This is a genomic window from Streptomyces thermoalcalitolerans, from assembly GCF_039525155.1.
GTDB classification, from domain to species: domain Bacteria; phylum Actinomycetota; class Actinomycetes; order Streptomycetales; family Streptomycetaceae; genus Streptomyces; species Streptomyces thermovulgaris.
The window spans coordinates 18,991-36,625 of sequence record NZ_BAAAHG010000058.1; the positions used below are offsets into that span (position 1 = coordinate 18,991).

At 71.5% G+C, this 17,635-nt stretch carries 16 protein-coding genes, 1 rRNA gene and 1 pseudogene; 3 read left to right on the forward strand and 15 right to left on the reverse strand.

Going from position 1 to position 17,635, the window contains the following annotated elements; translation table 11 throughout:
* Nucleotides 1-162: 162 nt before the first annotated feature.
* The 5 genes from ABD224_RS24845 to ABD224_RS24865 form a co-directional block, all read right to left on the reverse strand.
* Nucleotides 163-1,875, reverse strand: a complete 1,713-nt coding sequence (locus ABD224_RS24845; RefSeq protein ID WP_344053648.1) for a bifunctional uroporphyrinogen-III C-methyltransferase/uroporphyrinogen-III synthase — start codon at nt 1,873-1,875, stop codon at nt 163-165.
* Complete coding sequence (hemC, locus tag ABD224_RS24850) at nt 1,872-2,867, reverse strand: hydroxymethylbilane synthase (RefSeq protein WP_344053650.1); 996 nt, start codon at nt 2,865-2,867, stop codon at nt 1,872-1,874. The genes ABD224_RS24845 and hemC overlap by 4 nt, the downstream gene beginning before the upstream one ends.
* Complete coding sequence (locus tag ABD224_RS24855) at nt 2,864-4,564, reverse strand: glutamyl-tRNA reductase (RefSeq protein ID WP_344053653.1); 1,701 nt, start codon at nt 4,562-4,564, stop codon at nt 2,864-2,866. The genes hemC and ABD224_RS24855 overlap by 4 nt, the downstream gene beginning before the upstream one ends.
* Nucleotides 4,561-5,325 (reverse strand): redox-sensing transcriptional repressor Rex, encoded by a 765-nt coding sequence (locus tag ABD224_RS24860; RefSeq protein WP_067395096.1) that lies wholly within the window; start codon nt 5,323-5,325, stop codon nt 4,561-4,563. The genes ABD224_RS24855 and ABD224_RS24860 overlap by 4 nt, the downstream gene beginning before the upstream one ends.
* 302 nt (nt 5,326-5,627) lie before the next feature.
* Nucleotides 5,628-5,912 carry a glutaredoxin family protein gene (locus tag ABD224_RS24865; RefSeq protein WP_344053656.1) on the reverse strand — a complete coding sequence of 95 codons (285 nt, stop codon included), beginning with the start codon at nt 5,910-5,912 and terminating at the stop codon, nt 5,628-5,630.
* Between the two features lie 185 nt (nt 5,913-6,097).
* Between ABD224_RS24865 and ABD224_RS24870 the strand changes: the two genes are divergently transcribed.
* A complete protein-coding gene (locus ABD224_RS24870; protein WP_344053659.1) occupies nt 6,098-7,027 on the forward strand; it encodes an HAD family hydrolase in 930 nt (309 codons plus the stop codon).
* A gap of 142 nt (nt 7,028-7,169) precedes the next feature.
* On the opposite strand, the pseudogene ABD224_RS24875 reads toward ABD224_RS24870, so the two are convergent.
* Nucleotides 7,170-7,368: pseudogene (locus ABD224_RS24875) on the reverse strand (serine/threonine protein kinase); the annotation flags it as partial.
* A 417-nt stretch (nt 7,369-7,785) separates the two neighbouring features.
* Between ABD224_RS24875 and ABD224_RS24880 the strand changes: the two are divergent.
* A complete protein-coding gene (locus ABD224_RS24880) occupies nt 7,786-8,607 on the forward strand; it encodes an ECF subfamily RNA polymerase sigma factor, BldN family (RefSeq protein WP_344053661.1) in 822 nt (273 codons plus the stop codon).
* Nucleotides 8,608-8,844: 237 nt separating this feature from the next.
* Nucleotides 8,845-10,083 (forward strand): DUF5667 domain-containing protein, encoded by a 1,239-nt coding sequence (locus ABD224_RS24885; RefSeq protein ID WP_344053662.1) that lies wholly within the window; start codon nt 8,845-8,847, stop codon nt 10,081-10,083.
* A gap of 154 nt (nt 10,084-10,237) precedes the next feature.
* Here the strand turns inward: ABD224_RS24885 and ABD224_RS24890 are convergent, their stop codons facing one another.
* The 9 genes from ABD224_RS24890 to rrf form a co-directional block, all read right to left on the reverse strand.
* Nucleotides 10,238-11,299: a lysophospholipid acyltransferase family protein gene (locus ABD224_RS24890; protein ID WP_344053663.1), complete on the reverse strand. Its 1,062-nt coding sequence runs from the start codon at nt 11,297-11,299 to the stop codon at nt 10,238-10,240.
* 14 nt (nt 11,300-11,313) lie between these two features.
* A complete protein-coding gene (locus ABD224_RS24895) occupies nt 11,314-12,387 on the reverse strand; it encodes an NAD-dependent epimerase/dehydratase family protein (RefSeq protein WP_344053664.1) in 1,074 nt (357 codons plus the stop codon).
* A 321-nt stretch (nt 12,388-12,708) separates the two neighbouring features.
* A complete protein-coding gene (locus ABD224_RS24900; protein WP_003948845.1) occupies nt 12,709-12,807 on the reverse strand; it encodes a 30S ribosomal protein bS22 in 99 nt (32 codons plus the stop codon).
* A 119-nt stretch (nt 12,808-12,926) separates the two neighbouring features.
* On the reverse strand, nt 12,927-13,139 hold the full coding sequence (locus tag ABD224_RS24905; RefSeq protein WP_158100431.1) for a helix-turn-helix domain-containing protein: 213 nt from the start codon (nt 13,137-13,139) through the stop codon (nt 12,927-12,929).
* A 129-nt stretch (nt 13,140-13,268) separates the two neighbouring features.
* Nucleotides 13,269-14,084 (reverse strand): phosphatase, encoded by an 816-nt coding sequence (locus tag ABD224_RS24910; protein WP_344053668.1) that lies wholly within the window; start codon nt 14,082-14,084, stop codon nt 13,269-13,271.
* 196 nt (nt 14,085-14,280) lie between these two features.
* Nucleotides 14,281-15,453 carry an acetoin utilization protein AcuC gene (locus ABD224_RS24915; RefSeq protein ID WP_344053670.1) on the reverse strand — a complete coding sequence of 391 codons (1,173 nt, stop codon included), beginning with the start codon at nt 15,451-15,453 and terminating at the stop codon, nt 14,281-14,283.
* The gene (locus tag ABD224_RS24920) at nt 15,422-16,642 is read right to left on the reverse strand and encodes an MFS transporter (RefSeq protein WP_344053672.1); all 1,221 of its coding nucleotides are present in this window, start codon (nt 16,640-16,642) and stop codon (nt 15,422-15,424) included. Before ABD224_RS24920 ends, ABD224_RS24915 begins: the two co-directional genes overlap by 32 nt.
* A 196-nt stretch (nt 16,643-16,838) precedes the next feature.
* On the reverse strand, nt 16,839-17,483 hold the full coding sequence (locus ABD224_RS24925; protein WP_344053674.1) for an HAD family hydrolase: 645 nt from the start codon (nt 17,481-17,483) through the stop codon (nt 16,839-16,841).
* 64 nt (nt 17,484-17,547) lie between these two features.
* Nucleotides 17,548-17,635: ribosomal RNA gene (gene rrf, locus ABD224_RS24930) — 5S ribosomal RNA — on the reverse strand; the annotation flags it as partial.

Genomic DNA, 17,635 nt, shown 5'->3' on the forward strand with positions numbered 1-17,635 from the left:
CCTGCAAGTGGCGGATGCGGGCCAGGTCCGAGCTGGCCGCCCGCGGGCTTCAGGCCCCTCGTTGGCCCACATCCGCCAGTCGTCGCCCGCATCCGCCGAAACGCGTGGGGGCGGAACGCGCCTCGCGGCGCGTTCCGCCCCCGGCTCACTGCCTCACGGACGTCACGTCGACGTGCTGCGGCGCCTCCGGGCGCCCGGGCGGCGTTCGCTCGGGCGGGTGACCGGGTCGCCCGCCGCCAGGGCCGCCAGGCGGCGCTTGGCGCCGAAGTCGGCCAGGGCCTCGGCCAGCTTGTGAACCGAGGGCTCGGGGGCCATCACGTCCACGCGCAGACCGTGCTCCTCGGCAGTCTTGGCCGTCGCCGGGCCGATACAGGCGATCACCGTCACGTTGTGCGGCTTGCCCGCGATGCCGACCAGGTTCCGCACCGTCGACGACGAGGTGAACAGCACCGCGTCGAAGCCGCCGCCCTTGATGGCCTCCCGGGTCTCGGCCGGCGGAGGAGACGCCCGCACCGTGCGGTAGGCGGTGACGTCGTCGACCTCCCACCCGAGCTCGACCAGACCCGCGACCAGCGTCTCCGTGGCGATGTCCGCACGCGGCAGGAAGACACGGTCGATCGGGTCGAAGACCGGGTCGTACGGAGGCCAGTCCTCCACCAGTCCGCGCGCCGACTGCTCACCGCTGGGGACCAGGTCCGGCCGCACCCCGAAGTCGATCAGGGCCTTGGCCGTCTGCTCGCCGACCGCCGCGACCTTGATGCCCGCGAAGGCACGCGCGTCGAGGCCGTACTCCTCGAACTTCTCGCGGACCGCCTTGACCGCGTTGACCGAGGTGAACGCGATCCACTCGTAGCGGCCCGTGACCAGGCCCTTGACCGCGCGCTCCATCTGCTGGGGCGTCCGCGGCGGCTCGACGGCGATCGTCGGGACCTCGTGCGGCACGGCACCGTAGGAGCGCAGCTGCTCGGAGAGCGCGGGCGCCTGCTCCTTGGTGCGCGGCACGAGGACCTTCCAGCCGAACAGCGGCTTGGACTCGAACCACGACAGCTGGTCGCGCTGGGCCGCGTCGGCGCGCTCGCCGACCACGGCTATCACCGGCCGGTGGCCCTCCGGGGAGGGCAGGACCTTGGCCTGCTTCAGGGTCTGCGCGATCGTGCCGAGGGTCGCCGTCCAGGTGCGCTGCCGGGTCGTCGTACCAGAGATCGTCACCGTCAGCGGGGTGTCCGGCTTGCGGCCGGCCGCGACCAGCTCGCCGGCCGTCGCGGCGATCGTGTCCAGCGTCGCGGACACGACGACCGTGCCCTCGGAGGCGCCCACCTCCATCCAGCAGCGCTCCGAGGCGGTGCGGGCGTCCACGAAGCGGACGTCCATGCCCTTGGCGCCCCGCAGCGGCACCCCGGCGTACGCGGGCACGCCGACGGAGGTCGCGACACCGGGAACGACCTCGAAGGGAATGCCCGCGGCGGAGCAGGCGAGCATTTCCTCCGTGGTGTACGTATCAAGTCCCGGGTCCCCGAGCACCGCACGCACGACCCGCTTGCCGCCCCGCGCGGCCTCCATGACAAGATGTGCGGCATCCCGCGTCGCAGGGGTCCCGGCGGTCGTCGATGTGCCGTCGACGACCGTGAGCTGGGGTGTGCCCGTGCCCAGAACCGGGTTCGACGAAGGGTCCGGGTCCGTGGGCACGACGGTGACGCCCGGCTTGGCGTGCGGGCGCACGACCTCGAGCACCTCGTGCTCGGCGGCCAGGACGTCCGCGTTCGCCAGCGCCTCGACGGCGCGCAGTGTCAGGAGTCCCGGATCCCCGGGGCCGGCACCCAGGAAGGTGACGTGCCCGTGTTCAGGACTGACGGCGGAAAGGGCGGTGGGGCTCACAGTGCTCGCTCCCCCATCAGACCGGCCGCGCCCTGGGCGAGCATCTCGGCGGCGAGCTCGCGGCCGAGAGCCATGGCCTCGTCGTGTGTCCGGGGCACGGGACCGGTGGTGGACAGCTGCACCAGCGCGGAGCCGTCGGGCCTGCCGACGACACCCCGCAGGCGCATTTCCTTGACAGTCTGCCCGTCGCCCTGGGGGTCCCCCCACTCGAGCGGATCCGAGAGTGGGGGAAAGTCGGCCAATGCGCCGACGGGGGCGCTGCAACCGGCCTCCAGGGCGGCGAGCAGTGAGCGCTCGGCCGTCACGGCGGCCCGCGTGTGCGGGTCGTCGAGCTCGGCGAGCGCGGCGGCGAGGTCCGGGTTGTCCGTGGCGCACTCGACCGCCAGGGCCCCCTGGCCGGGGGCGGGCAGCATGACGTCGACCGGCAGGAAGTCGGTCACCTCGTCGCTGCGGCCGACCCGGTTCAGTCCGGCGGCGGCCAGGACGACCGCGTCGAGCTCGCCCTTCTCGACGAAGCCGATGCGGGTGTCGACGTTGCCCCGGATCGGGACCGTCTCGATGGTGAGGCCGTGGGCGCGGGCGTACCCGTTCAGCTGGGCCATGCGGCGCGGCGAACCCGTGCCGATGCGAGCCCCGGCGGGCAGGTCGGTGAACTTCAGCGCGTCCCGGGCGACGAGCACGTCTCTCGGGTCCTCGCGCTCCGGGATGGCGGCCAGGACCAGGTCCTCGGGCTGCGTGGTGGGCAGGTCCTTGAGCGAGTGCACCGCGAAGTCCACCTCACCGCGCTGCAGCGCCTCGCGCAGCGCGGCCACGAACACGCCCGTGCCGCCGATCTGCGCCAGGTGCTCACGGGAGATGTCGCCGTAGGTGGTGACCGGGACGAGCTCGACGGGCCGTCCGGTCACCTGGCTCACGGCGTCCGCGACCATCCTGGACTGGGCCATGGCGAGCTTGCTGCGCCTGGTCCCGAGCCTCAGTGCCTTCTCAGTCATGCTGGCCCTCGGTTCTTGCGGTGCTTCTCGGAGTCGTTGTCGGCCCGGGAGACGGAGGCCACCGTCTCCGGATCGAGATCGAACAGGGTGCGCAGTGCGTCGGCGTACCCGGCGCCGCCGGGCTCGGCCGCGAGCTGCTTGACCCTGACGGTCGGTGCGTGCAGCAGTTTGTCGACAACTCTCCGCACGGTCTGGGTGATCTCCGCCCGCTGCTTGTCGTCGAGGCCGGGCAGCCGCCCCTCCAGGCGGGCGATCTCGCTGCTGACGACGTCGGCGGCCATGGCGCGCAGGGCGACCACGGTGGGCGTGATGTGCGCCGCCCGCTGGGCCGCCCCGAAGGCCGCGACCTCGTCGGAGACGATACGGCGGACCTGGTCGACGTCGGCGGCCATCGGGGCGTCGGCGGAGGCCTCCGCCAGCGACTCGATGTCCACCAGACGCACCCCGGCCAGGCGGTGCACGGCCGCGTCGACATCGCGCGGCATGGCGAGGTCGAGGACGAAGAGGACCGGCTCGGGCCGCACGGCGGCGACCGGCTCGGGCCTGCGGTGCTCGGGGACACGGCCGACGGTGGCCGCGGTCGCGGCGAGCGCGGCGATCAGCTCGGCGTCGGCCTGGGGGTCGGCCCCGGCCCGGGCGGCCTCACGGCGGTCGGCGGTGCCGTTGTCCACCCAGGCGCCGTGCTGCTCCAGGGTGGCCGCGTCCATGCCGGCGACGGCGGACTCGCCCATCAGGGAGAAGCCCGGCTCGGCCGCGGCCGGGCCCAGCGGGGTCTCGCGGACGTCCTGCTTCACCGCCGTACGGCCGCTGTCGGGCCGCTGCGTGTCGTCCTCGACGACGGCCGCGGGTGCGCCGGTACGGCCCTCGACCGCGGCGGCGATCGTCTCGGCGCTCAGGACGAGTCCGGTCGCGCCGGTGCAGGAGACGACGACATCTGCACGTGTCAGTTCGGCCGGTACGGCGTCCATCGGTATCGCGCGGGCCCGCAGGTCCGTGTCACCGCCCTCGGTGAGGATCCGGGCGAGACGCTCGGCGCGCTCCCGCGTGCGGTTGGCGATCACCACCTCGGCGACGCCGGCCCGCGCGAGCGTGGCGGCGGCCAGTGACGACATCGAACCGGCGCCGATGACCAGGGCCTTCCTGCCGCGTGCCCAGGCCGGTACGTCCTTGCTCCGGGACAGCTGCTCCAGGCCGAAGGTGACCAGGGACTGCCCGGCGCGGTCGATGCCGGTCTCGGAGTGGGCGCGCTTGCCCACCCGCAGGGCCTGCTGGAACAGGTCGTTCAGCAGCCGTCCGGCGGTGTGCAGCTCCTGGGCGCGGGCCAGGGCGTCCTTGATCTGGCCGAGGATCTGTCCCTCGCCGACGACCATCGAGTCCAGGCCGCAGGCCACCGAGAACAGGTGGTGGACGGCCCGGTCCTCGTAGTGCACATAGAGATAGGGGGTGAGCTCCTCCAGGCCGACCCCGCTGTGCTGGGCGAGCAGCGTGGACAGCTCGGCGACGCCGGCGTGGAACTTGTCCACGTCGGCGTACAGCTCGATGCGGTTGCAGGTGGCCAGCACGGCGGCCTCGGTGGCCGGCTCGGCGGCCACGGTGTCCTGCGCCAGCTTGACCTGGTCGTCCACGCTCAGCGAGGCGCGCTCCAGGACGCTGACCGGAGCGCTGCGGTGGCTCAGTCCGACGACGAGGAGACTCATGCCGGCATCACCGCGGGCATGTCCCCGTCGGGTCCCTGGTCGGTGGACTCGTCGCGGCCCACGGTGGTCTGGGGAAGGACGCCCCCGCCGACGGCCTCCCCGCCGGCCTTGCGCTGCTCGTGGAAGGCGAGGATCTGCAGCTCGATGGAGAGGTCGACCTTGCGCACGTCGACGCCCTCGGGGACGTTCAGCACGGTCGGCGCGAAGTTCAGGATGGAGGTGACGCCGGCGGCCACGAGCCGGTCGCAGACCTGCTGGGCGGCGCCCGCGGGGGTCGAGATCACGCCGATCGAGACGCCGTTCTCCCGGACGACCCGCTCCAGCTCGTCGGAGTGCTGGACCGGAATGCCGGCGACGGGCTTGCCGGTCATGGCCGGGTCGGCGTCTATGAGCGCGGCGACCCGGAAACCGCGGGAGGCGAACCCGCCGTAGTTGGCGAGGGCGGCGCCCAGGTTTCCGATCCCGACGATCACAACCGGCCAGTCCTGGGTCAGGCCGAGTTCACGGGAGATCTGGTACACGAGATACTCGACGTCGTACCCCACTCCACGGGTCCCGTAGGAACCGAGGTACGAGAAGTCCTTGCGCAGCTTGGCGGAGTTGACCCCCGCGGCTGCCGCGAGCTCCTCGGAGGAAACCGTGGGGACCGAGCGCTCGGACAGTGCGGTCAGGGCTCGGAGATACAGCGGAAGCCGGGCGACGGTGGCCTCGGGAATCCCTCGGCTACGGTTCGCCGGTCGGTGAGTTCGGCCAGTTGCCACGGTGCTCCTGCGGGTAGAGCGAGGCTGTGGGCGGTCATACGTCCGCAGACCGCCCCGTCGACAGCAGGCTATGTCTTTGTGAACGTGTGCACAAAGATGGTGTCCGATTTGTCCGGCCAACGTGACCGGGGTCACGCACCCCTGGCGCAGGCGTGGAGAACCAGCGCCTGGGCGCCGCTGCTCCTTCATTGCTGGGGGCAAAACCGACACTCTCCTTCGTGATCGCCGCCCCCGAGACCAAGACGCCGTCGATCCTAAACAACTTCTCGTTGCTCTGGGCATCCAGTGGTTCGGCGGTTCGACTAACTGGTGAGCGCCTTGCGCAGCCGCTCCTCGTTCACTCGCCAGAAGGTGTGCTGCTCCCCGTCGACGAGTACGACGGGAATCTGCTCCCAGTACCGGTCGTACAGCTCCCGGTCCTCGGTGATGTCCTTCTGCTCCCAGGGGACGCCGAGGTCGGCGCACACCTTCTCCACGACGGCCTGTGCGTCGTCGCACAGATGACAGCCCGGCTTGCGGACCAGGGTGACGAGCCGGTCCCGGGGCTCGGAGGACTTGCGGCGAAAGATGGGGCTCATGTCGGCCATTCTCACCCCGTCGCGCCTCCACGGAACCCCGCCGGCACCGGATGCCGCCCGCGGCACCGGCCTGCCCCGTCCGGGTGACGACACGCCGTCCGTACGAGTTCTTCGACTGCTTCGTTACCCGGAGTTCACGCCCGTGCGGCGTCACGGCTCCGGAACCGCCGGACGAACTGGCTATGCTCAGCGCCATGGCCGCTCTAGGATGGCTCACTCCCCGTAGACGCTCCGCCACGGCACGCAGCGTGCTGGCCGGCGAGGCCTCGGCGGAGGCAGCCCGCACGTCCTCCCAGGAGGCAGAGGCTCCGCCGTCCCCCGACAAGGAGGAGGCGGAGTTCCCGGTGCGCGGGGACGACCGGGCCGCCGCGTTCTTCGACCTGGACAACACCGTCATGCAGGGCGCCGCGCTGTTCCACTTCGGCCGGGGCCTGTACAAGCGGAAGTTCTTCGACACCCGCGACCTCATCAAGTTCGCCTGGCAGCAGGCGTGGTTCCGGCTGGCCGGGGTGGAGGACCCCGACCACATGCAGGACGCGCGCGACTCGGCGCTGTCGATCGTGCAGGGCCACCGGGTCTCCGAACTGAAGGCGATCGGCGAGGAGATCTACGACGAGTACATGGCCGAGCGGATCTGGCCCGGCACCCGCGCGCTCGCCCAGGCCCACCTGGACGCCGGCCAGAAGGTGTGGCTGGTCACGGCCGCGCCGGTGGAGATCGCGCAGGTCATCGCCCGCCGTCTGGGTCTGACCGGTGCGCTGGGCACGGTCGCGGAGTCCATCGACGGCGTCTACACCGGCCGCCTGGTCGGCGAGCCGCTGCACGGACCCGCGAAGGCGGAGGCGGTCCGCGCCCTGGCCGCCGCGGAGGGCCTGGACCTCTCCCGCTGCGCCGCCTACAGCGACTCCCACAACGACATCCCCATGCTGTCCCTGGTCGGCCACCCCTACGCCGTCAACCCCGACGCCAAGCTCCGCCGCCACGCCCGCCAGATGGACTGGCGTCTGCGCGACTACCGCACCGGCCGCAAGGCGGCCAAGGTCGGCATCCCCGCGGCAGCGGGTGTCGGCGCGGTCGCCGGCGGCACGGCGGCGGCCATCGCCCTCCACCGCCGCCGCCGCTGACCCCACGGCCCACGGCTTCCCCGCTCCTTCGGTCCCGTAGCGGTCCAGCCCCGCGGCGGTTCTCCACCCCGCGGCGGGGAAACGTCCTTCCGTCCTCCCGGCGCTTCCGTCCTCCCGGCGCCGGAGTGCTCCTCAGGAGCGGCGCGGCCGGGCCCCGCACCAGCAGCGCCTGGAGCACGGGGGGTGAGCGGGCCGGACCGCACGGGCGGCGGCACCGGATCGTCGAGCACCGCGGCGAGGGCGGCCAGTGCCGTGGCACGCCGCAGCGGGCTGACGCCCTCGGCGCTCATGTGCAGCAGCAGGCCGAGCGACCACAGGCCGGACGCGGGGTCGTCGTCCTTGAGTGCGACGTCCCGGTGCGGCACGGTGTCGCGCGCCCGCCGGACCGTGCCCGCTCCGCCGCTTCCGGGCCGTTCCACCACCTGGAACCGCCCGTCCACCAGCTCTCCCCCCGCACTCGTGCCACCAGGTCGGCCACGCGCTCGTGGCCAGGTGTTCCTTGGCGGTGAACTGCCAGGATCCGTCCCGGAGTCACCCCAAATACGGAACGGATCGATCAGAAAACGGTCGCTCTTCGTCGCTCCATCAGGCGTCATTCGGTTACAGAAGCGACGTAATCGATGATTTGAGCAACCCGGTGTAATGGAGCCTGCACGAAGCGTTATTCTCCTCAGACGCAAACCGGTACCCCTCCGTCGCCACGACGGGTGAGAAGGTCCCGCACTGCACGTGATGGAAGCTCTGCCTCTGGGAGTCCCGTGTACCCACACGTCGGGGTTGACGCCTCGGGCCTGGCCACGCTCCGCGCAATGGTCCTGGACCTGCTGCGCGACCTCGTCCCCACCGCGTACGCCGGCCCCGCCTTCGCCACGGCCGCACCCGTGGGCCCGTGCTACGCGCTGACCGGCAGCATGGAACAGGGGCCGGTCCACCGCACCGCCGTCGAGGGGCGGCGGGCGGGGGAGACACGGCCGGTCGGCAGACGGGGACGCGCCGCGGGGACCGCCGTCCGGCGTCCGGCCGCGGACAGCGACAGCGCCCGCATGATGGAGCTCGTGGAGCGCGCCCAGGCCGGTGAGCCCGAGGCCTTCGGCCGCCTCTACGACCAGTACAGCGACACCGTGTACCGGTACATCTACTACCGCGTCGGCGGCAGGGCGACCGCCGAGGACCTCACCAGTGAGACCTTTCTGCGCGCCCTGCGCCGTATCGGCACCTTCACCTGGCAGGGACGCGACTTCGGCGCCTGGCTCGTCACCATCGCCCGCAACCTGGTCGCCGACCACTTCAAGTCCAGCCGCTTCCGTCTCGAGGTCACCACCGGTGAGATGCTCGACGCCAACGAGGTCGAACGCTCCCCGGAGGACTCCGTCCTGGAGTCCCTGTCCAACGCCGCGCTCCTGGACGCCGTACGGCGGCTCAACCCCCAGCAGCAGGAGTGCGTCACGCTCCGCTTCCTCCAGGGCCTGTCCGTCGCCGAGACCGCCCGGGTGATGGGCAAGAACGAGGGCGCCATCAAGACCCTCCAGTACCGGGCCGTCCGCACCCTGGCCCGGCTGCTCCCGGACGACGCCCGCTGATCCACCCCCACCCGGCGACGGCCCTCAACTCACCTTTTCCAAAGGCACGTTGACTTCTTCAACGGATCCCGTGCCGTCCGTAACCCAGGTGCCGAGTCGCTCGTTGTGCGGGATAGAGGCTCCCTGTGGTCACGCCTTGGCCAATCCTGATCATTCGTTCGTATGGGCGCGGTCGTGGACGTGCAACCCTCAGAACGCCCGGGGAGTCGACCGTCATGACGAGAGGAGGTGCCGCCAGTGATCGCGAACCTATCGGCGCACCGGCGGGCGAACGCCTTCGCCCGGGCCCTGGAGGAGCTGTCCGACCAGGGCACGGCGGCCGAGCAGTCCGAAGGACCAGCACCGGCCCCGGCTGCCGCGGAGCAGACCGAGCAGGGCCGTCTGCTGGCCCTCGCCACTGCTCTGGACGCGCTGCCCCGGCCGGAGCTGGATCCTGAGGTCAAGGCCGTCCAGCGGGCCCGCCTGGTGGCCGCGATGGAGGCCATGCTGCAGGAGAGCGCCGCGGGCGAAGCGATCGATGCATCGGTGCCCGGACAGCGGTCCCATCGGGCCAAGGACGACCAGCGGGCGAGCGGCCCGGGGAGACTCTGGCCGCGTACACGGCTCGGCAAGACACTGGCCGCCGGCGGGCTCAGCCTCGGTGTGGCCGCGGGAGCCTTCGGAGGAGTGGCCGCCGCCAGCTCCGACGCCCTCCCGGGTGACTCCCTGTACGGCCTCAAGCGCGGCATCGAGGACTTCAAACTCACCTACCTGACCGACGGCGCCGACGAGCAGGGCCGGGCCCATCTCGCCCTGGCCTCCACCCGGCTGAGCGAGGCCCGCAGACTGCTGGACCGCGGCCGCGGCCGCCCCCTCGACCGCGAGTCGCTCGGTGAGATCCGCCGCACCCTGTCCGGAATGCGGCACGAGGCCGCCGAGGGCCACCGCCTGCTGCACGAGGCGTACGAGCGCAACCCCGACTCCCTGGGCCCCATCCAGGCCCTCTCCACCTTCTCCCGGACCCACCGTGCGACCTGGGGCGAGGTGCGCGACCGGCTGCCCGCGCAGCTCGAGGACGTCAGTCGGCAGGTGTCGTCGGTGTTCGACGCCATAGACGAAGAGGTCGCCCCGCTGCGGTCGCTGCTGCCCCGGCCCGCCACACCGGACAGCGACGACGGCGAACGGCACGCCACCAGCCCGGCGCCGTCCCCCGCAGCCTCCGGTACTGGCCCGTCCGCCGTCCGGCCCAGTACCGGCAGCGACACCTCCCCCAGCAGCCGGCACCCCGGCGACGCCGGCTCCGGTCCGTCGGCCGGCGCCGAGGACAGGGGTCTGATCGGCGGCAGCACCGGCGATCTGCTCGACCCGCCCGGACTCGACGGCACCCCCTCGCCGTCCGTGAGCAGGCCGGTCCCCAGCGCCCCCGAGGTGACCGTCCCGCCCCTGCTCCCGGGCCTGCTGCCCGGCTTCGGCATCGAGGCGGAGGACGCCGAGTAGCGGCGGCCGTACGGCCGACCCGTACGACGGGGTGCCCCTCCGGGCGAGGGGCACCCCGTCGTCGTGGAACGGTGGAACGGCACGGCCCGGAGGAACGGACGGCCGGGCCGGCCGGATCGGCCGGCTCGGAGGAACGGTCAGAAGAACACAACGGTCAGAAGAACACGGACCGGCGCTGCACCAGCAGCTTGTACAGCGTGTGCTGGATCTGTTCACGGACCTGGTCGGTCAGGTTGAACATCAGCATCGGGTCCTCGGCCGCCTCCGGCGGATAGCCGTCCGTCGGAATCGGCTCGCCGAACTGGATGGTCCACTTCGTCGGCAGCGGGATCATGCCCAGGGGCCCCAGCCACGGAAAGGTCGGCGTCAGCGGGAAGTACGGGAAACCCAGCAGCCGCGCGAGGGTCTTGGCGTTGCCGATCATCGGGTAGATCTCCTCGGCCCCGACGATCGAGCACGGAATGATCGGCACGCCCTTGCGCAGAGCGGTGGAGACAAAGCCGCCCCGGCCGAAGCGCTGCAGCTTGTAGCGCTCGCTGAAAGGTTTCCCGATGCCCTTGAAGCCCTCCGGCATCACTCCGACCAGCTCTCCCTGCCCGAGCAGCCGCTCGGCGTCCTCCGTGCACGCCAGCGTGTGGCCGAGCTTGCGGGCGAGCTCGTTGATCACCGGCAGGACGAAGACCAGGTCGGCCGCGAGCAGCCGCAGATGCCGGTCCGCGGGATGGTGGTCGTGCACGGCGACCTGCATCATCAGCGCGTCCAGCGGCAGCGTGCCGGAGTGGTTGGCGACGATCAGCGCACCGCCCTTGGCGGGGATGTTCTCGATGCCCTTCACATCGACCCGGAAGTACTTCTCGTACAACGGCCGCAGCAGGGACATCAGGACCTGCTCGGTGAGCTCGGCGTCGTAGCCGAAGTCGTCGACCTCGTAGTCCCCGGTGAGCCGGCGGCGCAGAAACGCCAGACCGCTCGCGATGCGCTGCTCCAGTCCGCCGTCCCGGGCCGGTCCGCCCGGCCGCTGTGACGGCTGTTCCCCGCCCGCCTCGGGGGCGGCGTCCTGCGCGGCCTCCCGGACGGGCAGAGCCTTGACCTCGCGGACCGCCGCGGGCTCGCCGCCGCCGCGCCGGGTGCCCGGGCCCCGGCGTCGTGACGGTCGCTGTGCGGAGCCCCCGCGGGACCGGTCGTCGTCGAACGGAATGACCTTGGCGTCCGCCATGGTTGCTGCGCTCCTCAGTCGGCGCTCTGCGTCGGGGAATGGGTCGTCACGTGGCCGCTGCCCCGCTGGGCCAGCACGGCGGCCCTGTCGATGACCCCCGCGAGTGTCTCCGGCGGCAGCAGCCCGGGACCACGGCTGCGGGCGAACTCCGCGAAGGTCTCCGCGGTCGTGTACCTGGGTTCGAATCCGAGTATGTCGCGCATCTGGTCCGTGGCCACGACCCGGCCGTGGGTCAGCAGCCGGATCTGCTCGGGTGAGAAGTCCGTCACACCCAGCGTACGCATCAGCGAGCCCGCCCACGTGACGGCGGGCAGCAGCAGCGGCACCGTGGGCCGCCCGAGCCGGCGTGAGCACTGCGAGAGCAGCAGCACACCGTCGCCGGCGATGTTGAACGTGCCGCTGTTGAGCGTGCCGCGGCGCGGCTCCTGCGAGGCGATCCGCAGCACCTCGACCACGTCGTCCTCGTGCACGAACTGCAACCGCGGGTCGTAGCCGAACACCGTCGGCAGGACCGGCAGCGAGAAGTACGAGGCCAGCGGCGTGTCCGCGGAGGGGCCGAGGATGTTGGCGAAGCGCAGCACGCACACGGCGACGTCCGGCCGCCGCCGGGCGAAGCCCCGCACATACCCCTCGACCTCCACCATGTCCTTCGCGAAGCCGCCGCTGGGCAGCGACTTGGGCGGGGTGGTCTCGGTGAACACGGCCGGGTCCCGGGGCGCGGAGCCGTAGACGTTGGTGCTGGACTTCACCACCAGCCGCTTGACCGACGGGGACTTCTGGCAGGCGCCGAGCAGCTGCATGGTGCCGATGACATTGGTCTCCTTGACCGCGGCCCGGCTGCCGCCGCCCAGCGCGATGCCGGTCACGTCCAGGTGGACGACCGTGTCGGCGGCCGTCTCGGCGAGCACCCGTGCGATCGCGGGCTGCCGGATGTCCACCTGGATGAAGTCGGCGCCGCCCAGATGGTGCTCGGGCCGGACCGCGTCCACGGCGACCACCCGGTCGACCTGCGGGTCACGCTGGATGCGCCGGACGAACCGGCCCGCGAGCCGACGGGCCGCTCCGGTCACGAGCACGACCTGTCCCAAGACCAGTGCCTTCCTTCCCGCCTGGCTTTCTGCCCCGTACCCGCGCGGGGTTTCCCCGGCGCGTCCTCGGCGCGATCAACCTATCGGTTCGATCCACCGGTTCGATCGATCAACCTACCGGTTCGATGTCGCGCCGGGATGACCGCCTGATGCATGCGGTGACCACGGGCACGCGAGTACGAACTTACCGGGCCGTCCGGCGTCCGACCTCCTGGGACGCGCATGGCCCCCCACCGGATCCGGTGGGGGGCCACAGACACGCTTGCGCGGCGTTGCGCACCTCGAGGCGAGTTGCGCGCCTCGAAGCGACCGGCGTCCTGACTACTTCTTGTTACGACGCTGGACGCGCGTGCGCTTGAGCAGCTTGCGGTGCTTCTTCTTGGCCATCCGCTTCCGCCGCTTCTTGATAACAGAGCCCACGACTACCCTCGCTCACTTCTCTCTCATTACTCGGTGTTGGGCGCCATGGGCCCATACGACCTTGATGAGGGGCTATAGCCTACCCGCCCGAGTACCGAGATCGTCAATCGAGGTCGCCGTCAGGCGGTTTCCACCCCCACATAGCTGTCACGGAGGTACTCGTGGACCGCTTGCTCCGGGACGCGGAAGGACCGCCCCACCCGGATCGCGGGCAGATGACCGCTGTGCACCAGCCGGTACACGGTCATCTTCGACACTCGCATGACCGAGGCGACTTCCGCCACGGTAAGGAACTGAACCTCGTTCAGAGGCCTTTCGCCAGCTTCAGCCATGACACACCTGAACCTTCCGCACTCGACGGCCACCGGCTTCCCCTTCCGGTGACGCTTCGTCGCTGCGTGCTCACTCCCCAGACTAGGGGCGGGTGATGCGAGTGGGGAAGAGGTGCACCCATCGGCGGCCTACTGTGACAGACACGCTCGTTTGAGTACGTAGCGGGCCAGTGGGCGGTAGTAGGCGGACCGGACAGAGTCATCAAGTGGAACGACGACGGACACCCGCCCCTCGGCCTGCCCCACGAAGGGCGCGGGGTCGTTCGTGTCGGCCGGCCCCATGGCCTCGAACCCCAGCTGACCTGCGCCGCAGACCCAGCCGTGATCTCCGATCACCAGCTTCGGCAGCGGTCCGCCGGCGTCTGCGGCCGCGGCGAGCGCGAGCCGAACCGGGAGCGGCGAGTGGGTGTGCGCGCCGGGCTCACAACCGGGGCGCTCCCCTTCGCACGGCCGGACCAGGGCGACTCCTCGTACGTACTCGAGGCGGTGGGGACGTAGCCCGAACCGGGTCGTTATGTCGATACAGCGACCCTGCGCCGGAGTGAGAACGGCACATCCCGCTGCCGACAGGGCATTCGCCAGCGCGGCGTAGAAACCGAGCAGCCGGTGCGGGTGCCCGGTGCCGAGGAGCACGGGCTCGCCGCGCCGGGCGGCCGCGCCGAGCCGGTCCGCGAAGGCGTCCAGCGCGGCGAGGGTCAGCTCCGGATCGATCACATCATGGCCGAAGGTGTACGCGGGATCGGCCGAAACCCCGCACCTGTGCGCCATCAGCTCGAGCAGGTCCTGCTGCCGCCAGTCCCCCTCGGGGTCGATTCCGATCAGCACCCGGGGGTCACGGGCCGCGAACAGCCGGTAGCTCCGCAGACTGTCCTCACGCGAGGTCCGCACGGTCCCGGCAAGGCCGGTCCGCAGAAGATGGGCACGCAACGCGGCGGTACTCGGCACGGGAGCGATGGTGGCGCACTCCCGCCCAGGACGCCCGGGGAACCCACGAACACCGCACAGTCGGCGTAACGCCCGGCCCCTCGGCCGCCACCAGGCCGCTCGTTCCCCGGCCGCTGGGCCGCTCTCGTCTCCTCGGTCCGCGGGCAGCCGGCCGCCCCTGGCCCCGGGCCGGCCCACGGCACGGCCGCGCCATCGGTCACGCCAGCATGCCCCGCAGCGGGAACACCGCTCGCCGCGTGGCCAGGATCGCCTGGTCCAGCCGGTCCGCGGGGTCGTACCCCTCCTCCCACGCCGACCAGGTCACCGGCCACCGCCCGTCGGTCATCCGCATCGGCCCCAACTGCCGTGTCCGCGCGAACACTTCCTTCCGCCAGCTCTCAGGAACCACCGTCTCCGGCTCCACCGGCCGCCCCACCGCGATCCCCACCAGGTGGGCCCATGAGCGGGGCACGACCTCCACCACCGCGTATCCGCCCCCGCCCAACGCGACCCACCGGCCCTCGGCGTACTCGTGCGCCAGCTCGTGGCACGCCATCTGCACCGCCCGCTGCGCGTCCAGCGACACCGCGAGATGCGCCAGCGGGTCCTCGAAGTGGGTGTCGGCCCCGTGCTGCGTCACCAGCACCTGCGGCCGGAAGTCGGCCAGCAGCTCCGGCACCACGGCATGGAACGCCCGCAGCCACCCCGCGTCCCCGGTCCCGGCCGGCAGCGCCAGGTTCACGGCGGTTCCCTCCGCGGACGGCGCCCCCGTCTCCTCCGGCCAGCCCGTCTGCGGGAACAGCGTCCGGGGGTGCTCGTGCAGCGAGATCGTCAAAACGCGCGGGTCCTCCCAGAACGCCGCCTGCACCCCGTCCCCGTGGTGCACGTCCACATCGATGTACGCGACCCGCTCGGCGCCCAGCTCGAGCAGCCGCGCGATCGCCAGCGCGGCGTCGTTGTACACACAGAAGCCGGACGCGCTGCCCGGCATCGCGTGGTGCAGCCCGCCGGCGAAGTTCACCGCGTGCAGCGCCTCCCCGCGCCACACCGCCTCCGCCGCGCCCACCGACTGTCCCGCGATCAGCGCGGACACCTCGTGCATGCCGGCGAAGGCCGGATCGTCGAGCGTCCCCAGCCCGTACGTCCCGTCCGCCGCCTCCGGGTTCGCCGACGCGGCCTTCACCGCCTCGATGTAGTCGTCCCGGTGGACAAGCCTCAGCGTCGACTCCCCGGCCGGCTTGCCCGCCACCAGGCGCGCCTCCCGGTCGAGCCCGAGGGCATCGACGAGTTTCCTGGTCAGGGTGAGGCGGATCGGGTCCATCGGATGGCCCGGACCGAAGTCGTACCTCGTTACTGCCTCATCCCACATCAGCTGTGCGCGGCCGCTCATGACCGCCACGGTATCGGTCGGGCCGAGGCGCGAACGACCCGGCATACAGTGCCGTCACCAGCACCAACCCCATGGGCACCAGCATGGCCCCGCGATAGCTCCAGGCGTCGCCCAGTGCGCCCACGAGCGGGGAGCCGATCAGGAAGCCCACGTAATTGAAGATGTTGAGCCGTGCGACGGCCGCGTCCGAGGCCCCCGGGAAGAGTCTTCCGGCCGCCGCGAAGGTCTGCGGCACCAGCACGCACAGCCCCATTCCCAGGAAGGTGAACCCGAGTATCCCCACCCAGGCTCCGGGCGCCCCGGCGACCACCGCGAACCCCAGCGCCGCCACCAGCGCGCCCAGCCGCACGACGGCCACGGCACCGAACCGCCGCACCCCGAAGTCCCCGACGGTCCGCCCCAGCAGCGTGGTGACCATGTACACGTTGTACGGCACGGTCGCCAGCTGCTCGGAGCCGCCCAGCGTGTCCTGGAGGTACTTCGCGCTCCAGTTGGAGACGGTCGAGTCCCCGATGTACGCGAACGTCATCACCAGGCACAGCGGCAGCAGCAGCCTGAGGGCGACGGTCCCGCCCTCGTGGGTCCCGTACCCGTTTCCGTCCCCTCCGGTCTCCTCGGACACGGCCGGAGCCCGCTCGTCGACGTACCACCGGCTCCCCACCAGGACCGCCGGCACCAGCACCGCCACCACCGGCAGATACGCCACCCACAGCGCCAGTTGCCCGTACGCCCCGGCCCAGGCCAGCGAGGCGCCCACGATCCCGCCGAGGCTGTAGGCGGCGTGGAAACCGAGCATGATGCTGCGGCCGTACGCCCGTTGCAGGCTCACGCCGAGCATGTTCATCGAGGCGTCCAGCACGCCCACGGCCAGCCCGAAAGCGGCGAGCGCGACAGCCAGCTCAACCATCCGGTCGCCCGCCCCGGCGCCGAGCAGGGACAGCAGGACGACGGGCTGGGACCAGCGCAGCAACCCGCTGGGCCGCACGCGCTTCACCAGCTGCTCGGCGGTCACGCTGCCGGCGCCGGCGAGGATCGGCACGGCGGCCAGGAACACCGGCAGCAGCGCGTCGGAGACCCCGTAGCGGTCCTGGAGGGCCGGGATGCGCGTCACGAGGAGAGCGAAGGCGACGCCTTGCGCGAAGAAGCTGAACGCCAGCGAGGCTCTCCCGTGCCGCAGCGCATCCGTCATGGCGGCGAGGGTAGGGCCCTGGACTACCGGTGGATAGATCCGGTCAAAGAGGAATGTGGTTCCGTTTTCCCGGTCGGCGTCGTGTTCCCCGGCCGGCATCGTGCCGGACGGCAGAGTCGTGCCGGACGGCAGACCGGAAGCCACGCCAGGAGCCGTTCCTGGTCCTGGCATCACGCCTGGAGCCGCCTGGGGTCGGTCATGCCAGCAGGCTCGTCAGCTCCTCCATGCGGGAGAAGAGCCGTGTGGCCTGCGCGAGCTTCGCGGCCGGTGTCATCGCCGTGAACCCGTACACCTCCATCCCGGCCGCGACGGCCGCCTGCACCCCCAGCGGGGAGTCCTCGATGACGACGCATCGTTCCGGGGCGACTCCCATCCGCTCGGCCGCGTACAGGAACAGGTCCGGCGCCGGCTTGCCTCGCCCCACGTCCTGCGCGCTGAAGATCCGCTCCTCGTCGAACCACCGGTCGAGGCCGGTCGTCCGGTGCCCCACCCGGATCCGCTCATGGCTTCCCGAGGAGGCGACACAGTACGGCGTCCCGTCCGCGACCAGCTTCTCCAGTACGGCCTCGACACCGAGCACCGGCGTCAACTCCCGCTCGAACGCGGCGAAGACCCGCGCGTGGAAGACGTCGTCGAAGTCGTCCGGCAGCCGCTGTCCCGTCCGCTCCAGGACGAGCTCGTGGACCCGGTGCATCGCCGACCCCATGTAGTCGCGGATGGAGTCCTCGTACGAGGTGGGGTGGCCCAGCTCGGTGAGATAAGCGGCCAGAAGCCGGTTGGAAATGGGCTCGCTGTCGACAAGAACGCCGTCGTTGTCGAAGATGACGAGATCGTGGCGCATATGCACGAGCTTAAACGCGGAAAGCCCCGCACCATATGGTGCGGGGCTCCCCTCATCAAATCTTGTCCGGCGGCGTCCTACTCTCCCACAGGGTCCCCCCTGCAGTACCATCGGCGCTGTAAGGCTTAGCTTCCGGGTTCGGAATGTAACCG

What these genes read in the sequence shown, in the direction of transcription:
- hemC (WP_344053650.1), bottom strand. Translation starts at nt 2,867, where the DNA reads ATGACTGAGAAGGCACTGAGGCTCGGGACCAGGCGCAGCAAGCTCGCC.
- ABD224_RS24855 (WP_344053653.1), bottom strand. Translation starts at nt 4,564, where the DNA reads ATGAGTCTCCTCGTCGTCGGACTGAGCCACCGCAGCGCTCCGGTCAGC.
- ABD224_RS24865 (WP_344053656.1), bottom strand. Translation starts at nt 5,912, where the DNA reads ATGGCCGACATGAGCCCCATCTTTCGCCGCAAGTCCTCCGAGCCCCGG.
- ABD224_RS24870 (WP_344053659.1), top strand. Translation starts at nt 6,098, where the DNA reads ATGGCCGCTCTAGGATGGCTCACTCCCCGTAGACGCTCCGCCACGGCA.
- ABD224_RS24890 (WP_344053663.1), bottom strand. Translation starts at nt 11,299, where the DNA reads ATGGCGGACGCCAAGGTCATTCCGTTCGACGACGACCGGTCCCGCGGG.
- ABD224_RS24905 (WP_158100431.1), bottom strand. Translation starts at nt 13,139, where the DNA reads ATGGCTGAAGCTGGCGAAAGGCCTCTGAACGAGGTTCAGTTCCTTACC.
- ABD224_RS24915 (WP_344053670.1), bottom strand. Translation starts at nt 15,453, where the DNA reads ATGAGCGGCCGCGCACAGCTGATGTGGGATGAGGCAGTAACGAGGTAC.
- ABD224_RS24920 (WP_344053672.1), bottom strand. Translation starts at nt 16,642, where the DNA reads ATGACGGATGCGCTGCGGCACGGGAGAGCCTCGCTGGCGTTCAGCTTC.
- ABD224_RS24925 (WP_344053674.1), bottom strand. Translation starts at nt 17,483, where the DNA reads ATGCGCCACGATCTCGTCATCTTCGACAACGACGGCGTTCTTGTCGAC.